The 7,343-nt window shown below is 66.9% G+C and carries 6 protein-coding genes, 1 pseudogene and 1 other annotated feature; of the genes and pseudogenes, 5 read left to right on the top strand and 2 right to left on the bottom strand.

Features of this window, described 5'->3' with window-relative positions:
• Both ACQ3I4_RS16410 and ACQ3I4_RS16405 read left to right on the top strand, forming a co-directional pair.
• Nucleotides 1–1,177: IS256 family transposase (locus ACQ3I4_RS16410; RefSeq protein WP_430633922.1), on the top strand; the 1,177-nt coding region annotated here is incomplete at its 5' end.
• 817 nt (nucleotides 1,178–1,994) lie between these two features.
• On the top strand, nucleotides 1,995–3,434 hold the full coding sequence (locus ACQ3I4_RS16405) for an MBL fold metallo-hydrolase (protein WP_329864272.1): 1,440 nt from the start codon (nucleotides 1,995–1,997) through the stop codon (nucleotides 3,432–3,434).
• A gap of 147 nt (nucleotides 3,435–3,581) precedes the next feature.
• Here ACQ3I4_RS16405 and ACQ3I4_RS16400 read toward each other — a convergent pair whose 3' ends face one another.
• On the bottom strand, nucleotides 3,582–3,839 hold the full coding sequence (locus tag ACQ3I4_RS16400) for a metal-sensitive transcriptional regulator (protein ID WP_309810070.1): 258 nt from the start codon (nucleotides 3,837–3,839) through the stop codon (nucleotides 3,582–3,584).
• Between the two features lie 130 nt (nucleotides 3,840–3,969).
• Here ACQ3I4_RS16400 and ACQ3I4_RS16395 point away from each other — a divergent pair, with 130 nt between their 5' ends.
• Nucleotides 3,970–4,560: a rhodanese-like domain-containing protein gene (locus tag ACQ3I4_RS16395; RefSeq protein WP_329864270.1), complete on the top strand. Its 591-nt coding sequence runs from the start codon at nucleotides 3,970–3,972 to the stop codon at nucleotides 4,558–4,560.
• A gap of 94 nt (nucleotides 4,561–4,654) precedes the next feature.
• Nucleotides 4,655–5,554: a sulfite exporter TauE/SafE family protein gene (locus ACQ3I4_RS16390; protein ID WP_309810075.1), complete on the top strand. Its 900-nt coding sequence runs from the start codon at nucleotides 4,655–4,657 to the stop codon at nucleotides 5,552–5,554.
• A gap of 158 nt (nucleotides 5,555–5,712) precedes the next feature.
• On the opposite strand, the gene ACQ3I4_RS16385 is transcribed toward ACQ3I4_RS16390, so the two are convergent.
• The gene (locus ACQ3I4_RS16385) at nucleotides 5,713–6,795 is read right to left on the bottom strand and encodes a hypothetical protein (RefSeq protein ID WP_430633921.1); all 1,083 of its coding nucleotides are present in this window, start codon (nucleotides 6,793–6,795) and stop codon (nucleotides 5,713–5,715) included.
• Between the two features lie 186 nt (nucleotides 6,796–6,981).
• Between ACQ3I4_RS16385 and ACQ3I4_RS16380 the strand changes: the two are divergent.
• A pseudogene (locus ACQ3I4_RS16380) lies at nucleotides 6,982–7,296 on the top strand (transposase); the annotation flags it as partial.
• Nucleotides 7,260–7,343, top strand: a sequence feature (AL1L pseudoknot). This feature is flagged as partial in the annotation. (Overlaps the previous pseudogene by 37 nt.)

Below are 7,343 nucleotides of genomic sequence, written 5' to 3'. Positions count from 1 at the left end.
GGAAGCGAAGGAGAAGGGCGTCAGCCTGGTCGGCCCGGACGGGCTGCTCGCCGGGCTAACGAAGCGGGTGCTGGAGACTGCGCTCGAGGTCGAGATGACCGAGCACCTCGGTTATGACAAGCACCAGCCCAGCACCGGCGAGAATGCCCGTAACGGGACGCGGGCGAAGACCGTGATGACCGAGGTCGGTGCAGTGCAGATCGACGTTCCCCGGGATCGTGAGGGGTCGTTCCAGCCGAGGATCGTGCGCAAGCGGCAGCGTCGGCTGGACGGGATCGACGAGATCGTGCTGTCATTGACCGCGCGCGGGCTCACGACCGGTGAGGTCGCGGCGCACTTCGACGATGTCTACGGAGCCAGCGTCTCGAAGGACACGATCTCGAAGATCACCGACAAGGTGATCGAGGAGATGACCGAGTGGCAGAACCGTCCGTTGGACCGCGTCTACCCGGTGGTGTTCATCGACGCGATCGTCGTGAAGGTGCGGGACGGGCAGGTGCGCAACAAACCGTTCTACGTCGCCGTCGGCGTCACCACGGGCGGGGAACGCGACATCCTCGGGATCTGGGCCGGCGACGGTGGTGAGGGCGCGAAGTTCTGGCTCGGCGTGCTCACCGAGATCAAGAACCGCGGCGTCGAGGACGTCTGCATCGTCGTCTGCGACGGGCTGAAAGGCCTCCCGGACGCGATCAACACGACGTGGGAGCTGACGACGGTGCAGACATGCATCATCCACCTGATCCGCAACACGTTCAAATACGCGTCGCGGAAGTACTGGGACCAGATCGCCCGCGACCTCAAGCCGGTCTATACCGCCGTCAACGAAGCTGTCGCGAGGGCCAGGTTCGAGGAGTTCGCCGAGAAGTGGTGCACCATGTATCCCGCGATCCGGCAGCTCTGGGAGAACGCATGGGCGGAATTCATCCCGTTTCTGGACTACGACGTCGAGATCCGCCGCATCATCTGCTCCACGAACGCGATCGAGTCGCTCAACGCCCGCTACCGGCGCGCCGTCCGTGCCCGCGGGCACTTCCCCAACGACGCTGCCGCGCTGAAATGCCTGTATCTCGTGACCCGGTCGCTTGACCCGACGGGGCGAGGTCGGGCACGGTGGGTCACGAGGTGGAAGCCCGCGCTCAACGCCTTCGCTATCACCTTCGAAGGCCGAATCAACTGACAATGCGCCAGGCCAGATCCACCGTTAATCTGACAGACCCCGAAAGTCACACAATACAGAATCGGACCCTATCTTGATGCGGGTCGAAATGGTTCCCTGACGTCAGGTTGGGGTGTACTCCAGCCTGACGTACTGGCGCATGTTTGGGGGATGCCGCCACGCCTGTCCAAGCGTGTGCCGCATAACGCCCCGTCACCGGGCAGACCACCGGACAGGGTATTCGGGACGCCCCGCAAGGCGTGCTTGCGCGTGCCCAGGTTAGAAGCGGGTGTGTCCGGTTGGGGTTCCCCAAACGGACAGTGTCGCCGTCCCCCTGGGGATCAGTGAAGGCACTGCTGACATCAGTGCCGTCGGATTTTGAACGTGGCATAACTGGGGCGGTCGTGTGCTCTTAGCGGGTCACTTGCCCTGCCGCTCCTCGCCCACACCGCCTCAGCGGCCGAACAGGCGCCCCAGCCAACTGGTGCCGGGGTCCGCTGGTGCGCTCTCGGCCATCCCGGCGGGGTCTTCCGGTCGCACGCGCACCGGTTGGACACCGGCACGTTCCTCATCACCTGGTCCACGTGGTTGCCACAACCGGCCCACGTGGTCTTACCGCACTTGGCGCACTTCACTGCCTGGCACATGATGTGTCTCCTTCTCCTGAGGTCCTAGGGTCGGAGGCGTACCAAATCGAACGATCGCCGAACCTCCGGAATATACCCCTGGTGGTATTAGTTACCAGCATGCGTCTCCTTGCGGGATACCCCCGTAGGTATTACTCTCGACTCAGAGCCGATACCCGAGGGGGTATCTGTAAACCAACGAAGGAGACTCCATGCTGCTTGAACGGATCTACGACGAGGACCTCGCCCAGGCCAGCTACTTCATCGGCTGCCAGAAGAATGGCACGGCCGTCGTGGTCGACGCCCGTCGCGACCTCGCCCCCTACCTGGATCTGGCCGAGAAGAACGGCATGACCATCGTGGCGGTCACCGAGACCCACATCCACGCCGACTACCTCTCCGGCACCCGCGAGCTCGCCGCCAAGACCGGCGCCGAGATGTACGTCTCCGGTGAGGGTGGCCCCGACTGGACCTACGGCTTCGAGGCGAACCTGCTGCACGACGGGGACAAGATCACGATCGGCAACATCACCGTCCAGGCTGTCCACACCCCCGGCCACACCCCCGAGCACCTGTCCTTCCTCGTCACCGACGGCGCCTTCAGCGACAAGCCGGGGTACATGCTGACCGGTGACTTCGTCTTCTCCGGCGACCTCGGCCGCCCGGACCTGCTGGACGAGGCCGTCGGCGGGGTGGACACCCGCTTCGGCGGTGCCAAGGACCTGTTCCGCAGCCTCAAGGAGAAGTTCGTGACGCTGCCGGACCACGTCCAGGTCTACCCGGCCCACGGCGCCGGCTCGGCCTGCGGCAAGGCCCTGGGTGCGATCCCCTCCTCTACCGTCGGCTACGAGCGCCTCTACGCCTGGTGGGGCAAGTACGTCACCGAGGACGATGAGCAGGGCTTCGTCGACGAACTGCTGGCCGGCCAGCCGGACGCCCACGCCTACTTCGGCCGCATGAAGCGCGAGAACCGGGACGGCCCGGCCGTGATGGGCGATCGTGCCCCGCTGCCGCAGCTGGCGATCGAGGACGTCGCCCGCGACCTCGAGCAGGACAAGGTCACCTTCTTGGACACCCGCCCCGTGGACGAGGTCCACGCCGGGACCGTTCCCGGGTCGATCAGCATCCCCGCCCCGGGCAAGATGGCCACCTACGGCGGCTGGGCCTACGACCCCGAGAAGGACGATCGCCCATTGGTACTGCTGGCCCAGGACCAGGAGCAGGCCCAGCAGTTCTGGGACCACCTGGTGCGCGTGGGCATCGACCACGTCTCCGGGTACGTCACCGGGATCGAGGGCCTGCCGACCACCACCCCGCGGATCATCCAGCCGGAGGAGCTCGAGGGCTTCGACGCAGCCTTGGCCCTGGACGTGCGCAACAAGACCGAGCACACCGAGGGCCACATCCCCGGTTCGCGCCAGCTGAGCGCCGGCCGCGTGCTGTGGCACCAGGACCAGCTGCCCAGCGAGGGCACCATCGTGACGTACTGCCAGTCCGGGATGCGCAACTCGGTGGCCGCCAGCGCTCTGCGCCGGGCCGGACACGACGTCGTCGAGCTCGACGGCAGCTACAGCGCCTGGTCCGAGTGGGCCCGCCGCAGCGGAGTCCAGCCGGAGACCTCGGGGACCGCCCAGGAACCGGTCGGCGCCTGATCCGGCAGCCGACCGGCTGACGAGTCGCCCGGTCCACCGGACCGTCCGCAGAAGGGGCGCCCCTTCTGTATACCCCCGGACACGCGAAAACCCCCGGAGCATTGACGGGTCAATGCTCCGGGGGCCTCGGAAACCGCAGTCCAGGCCTCAGGCCAAGGAGAGGAAGAGCTTCTCCATGTCCGCCTTGTCCATGGAGCCGTCCTCCGTGCGCAGGCACTGCTCCAGGCCGGTGGCGATGATGGCGAACCCGGCCCGGTCCAGCGCCTTGGAGACGGCGGCCAGCTGGGTGACCACGTCCTTGCAGTCGCGGCCCTCCTCGAGCATACGGGTGACCGCGGCCAACTGACCCTGGGCCCGCTTAAGCCTGTTGAGGATCGGCTTGAGCTCGGTGGTGTCGAGTTCCATGAGGTGCTCCTCGGGTCGTGGAGGGGATATCAGTCCCCTCCATTCTATACCCCCGGGGGTGTGTTGCATACCCTAGGGGGTATGTGGCAGACTCATGGAGTCATATTCAGACGAACGGAAGAGAAGCCTCTTGACCTCCCTCACCCCCGCCCTGACCGACGTCGATGCCCCGGCTCTGCGCGAGTGGATCGATCGCCACGATGACCTGATCGTGCTGGACGTGCGTTCCGCCGCGGAGTTCGAGGGCCTGCACATCAAGGGTTCCTACAACGTCCCGCTTCCGCTGCTGTCCGAGCACGCCGACGAGCTCGCCCAGCGCCTGGACCGCCACGTGGTGCTGGTCTGCCAGTCCGGCGTCCGCGCCGGGCAGGCCCGCCACCGGCTGAACACCGCCGGCCTGGAGAAGGCCACGGTCCTCACCGGCGGCGTCCCCGCCTTCGAGGCCGCCGGTGGGGACGTCGTCCGCGGCGCCCAGCGCTGGTCCCTGGAGCGCCAGGTGCGCCTGGCCGCCGGCTCCCTCGTGCTGGCCGGGATGCTGGGCGGGAAGCTCGTCTCACCCAAGGTGAGCATGCTCGCCGGGGCCATCGGCGCCGGGCTGAGCTTCTCCGCCGTCACCAACACCTGCGCCATGGGCAACGTCCTGGCCAGGATGCCCTGGAACAGGACGGCCTCCGAGCCCACCGCCCAGTCCGCGATCCAGCAGTTGCCCTCCGCGGGCTGACCCAGACCGCCCGGCGGCGGCGCACCCCCCCCTCCGCGCCGCCGTCGGGCCCTTTTCTTCCCAGCCCCGCCCTGCCTACTCCCAAGGACCATCTATGACCGTCACGCTCATCGTCGCCCTCGCGCTCTCGGTGCTGATCGGGGTCTCCCTCGGCCTGCTGGGCGGTGGGGGGTCCATCCTTACCGTCCCAATCCTCACCTACGTGGCCGGGCTTCCCGCCAAGGAGGCGATCGCCGCCTCGCTGTTCGTGGTGGGCACCACCTCGCTGGTCAGCGTGGTCTTCCATGCCCGCAGGGGGAGGGTGAAGTGGCGTACCGGCCTCGTCTTCGGAGTGGCGAGCATGGCGGGCGCCTTCGGCGGCGGGCTGCTGGGCGGCCACATCCCCGGCACCGTGCTGATGATCGCCTTCGCCCTGATGATGGTCGCCACCGCGGCCGCCATGATCCGGGGCCGGAGGAAGGCCCCCTCCTCCGGTGGGGACGAGGCGAAGAAGCTGCCCGTCGTCAAGGTCATCCTCGAGGGCCTGGTGGTCGGCCTGGTCACCGGGCTCGTCGGCGCCGGGGGCGGCTTCCTGGTGGTGCCCGCGCTGGTGCTGCTGGGCGGGCTGTCCATGCCGGCCGCCGTCGGGACGTCCCTGGTGGTCATCGCCATGAAGTCCTTCGCGGGCCTGGGCGGCTACCTCACGAGCGTCCAGCTCGACTGGGGGCTCGTGGCCGGGGTGACCGCCGCCGCGATCGTCGGTTCGCTGATCGGGGCCAAGCTGACGGGGATCATCCCCGAGAACATCCTGCGCGAGGGCTTCGGCTTCTTCGTGCTGGCCATGGGCGTCTTCGTCCTGGTCCAGGAACTGCCCTCCCCCGCAAGCGCCATCGTCGGCGTCCTGGGCTCCGGTGCGGTGGCCGCGGTCCTGCTGTGCCGCTACGCCATCCCGGCCTGCCCGATGCACCGAAACAGGAAACAGACCGACACCCCGCAACCAGCCCCAATCGGCTGACCACTCCGGGATCAACCGCTCCTGCTGCCGGTGCGGGACCGAACACCCCGGCCGCACACCGAGGTTTGAATAGCAGAGACAAATAGCCGGATTATCGCAAACTTGTTTGACCGCCTAGTTCAGTCGCGTCCGCATGGGGATCCCCCGTCGGACACCTTTCAGTTGGACTGGTCGGCCCTGGGTGTGGTGTTCTTCCAAGTCTCCTGATCGGCAGAGCGCTGCCATTCCTGGCGTGGGATGTCCCACTCGCGTGCAGCATCTGTCAGCCAGATCGTCGTATCGGGGTTCCACCCCGCGATGACCGTCGAAGTACCGGTGTCGACGTGCAGCGCACGATTGGCACTACTGAGGTAAGCCAGGACTGTCAGGTGCACAGCATCCCACCCCTCGGCGACTTTCTCCCAGTCCGGGATCACCCACCTGCCGTCGTGCCCGGTACAGCGAAACCAGTCATGACGCCGCGATGCCGTGACCCCCAAGGGGTACTCACGGCAAAGTGCCACCCAATCGGCCCCGGTGCGCACCTCATACGTTCGGCCGGTACCGCGCACGGGGATGACTGTGGCGTTCTCCCAGCCGAAGGAATCCTCGATGAGGTTCAACCCCAGCGGTATCCTTCCGACCGACTGCATTGTCCCTGGCGGGAAGGACCACCACGTCCCCGACCAGTTGGCATGAGGGTCTCGGGGTCTTTCCTTCTCGGCCCGAATCTCTTCGGCTCGTGTACCGCGGGCCCATTCAGCTAGCGCTTGTGATGGCTCCCTGGGCAACGGTGCCGGATCGTCTGCCGACCGCCAATCGATGCTCCACTGTTCGACCTGCCGGCCCTGCGACCACCACTGTGTAGAGGGCGACGTGATCACGTGCTGGGCGACGGAGAGAAGGGCCCTTCTCACCTCGGGGAGCGCCGCGAGGACGTCCTCGCCGTCCGGTTCCTGCCACGGACGAGACGTATCCACCGCTCGGGCCAAAGCACGATCGATCACGTCGGCGCCCGACAGCGTCACGTCGAGCGACGCCAAGGCGGTTAAGAGGTCCGGCATGGACGGCGTCGGCGGCGGAGCCGCAACCTCCCCGAACGTGGCAGTCAACAACGCCCGGGACGTTCCCTTACCCGGGTCCAGGTCATGGGCGAGCCAGAACGCGGCTGACCTGACCTCCGTGCTCAAATCCATCGCCATCTCAAGGCACAACCGTCGACCACGTGGACCCACCAACAGCGCATCAGCGTCCGCAACCATTTACTCACCCTACGTGCGACACACCACCACCCGCCCGTAGGCCGATCCTCATGCGGGGGGAGTGTCAGACGAACGGTGTATCTGGTCCTGGCCTGACCGAAAGGAAAGGCGATGACCGATGTCATCGAGATGATTGAATCGCACCGGGTTTGATGGAGGCATCGATGACCCGGAAGGATTGAATTCATGCCAGCCCAGAGGAAGTACCCGGAGGAACTGCGTGAGCGCGCCACGAGGATGGCGATCGATGCGCGGAAGGACCCAGCAACCCGGAGCGGGGCCTACCGCAGGATCGGCGAGCAGCTCGGGGTCAACCCCGAGGCACTGCGCACCTGGGTGGCGCGGGCCGAGGTCGATGGTGGAGTGCGGCCGGGAACCACCACCACGGACGCGGCCAGGTTGGCCGAGCTCGAGCGCGAGGTGCGTGAGCTACGGCGGGCGAACACGATCCTGCGGCAGGCCTCGGCTTTCTTCGCGGCGGAGCTCGACCGCCCGTCGAGGTGATGTGTTCCTTCATCGAGGAGCACCGCGGCGAGCACGGGGTCGAG

The organism is Zafaria sp. Z1313, from assembly GCF_050563205.1.
Taxonomy (GTDB): domain Bacteria; phylum Actinomycetota; class Actinomycetes; order Actinomycetales; family Micrococcaceae; genus JAZDCJ01.
This window is presented reverse-complemented; position numbering and strand designations above follow the sequence as displayed.

Bases quoted from the DNA above. Each gene is read 5' to 3' on its own strand.
- ACQ3I4_RS16385 (WP_430633921.1), bottom strand. From the start codon at position 6,795: ATGGTTGCGGACGCTGATGCGCTGTTGGTGGGTCCACGTGGTCGACGG.
- ACQ3I4_RS16405 (WP_329864272.1), top strand. From the start codon at position 1,995: ATGCTGCTTGAACGGATCTACGACGAGGACCTCGCCCAGGCCAGCTAC.
- ACQ3I4_RS16390 (WP_309810075.1), top strand. From the start codon at position 4,655: ATGACCGTCACGCTCATCGTCGCCCTCGCGCTCTCGGTGCTGATCGGG.
- ACQ3I4_RS16400 (WP_309810070.1), bottom strand. From the start codon at position 3,839: ATGGAACTCGACACCACCGAGCTCAAGCCGATCCTCAACAGGCTTAAG.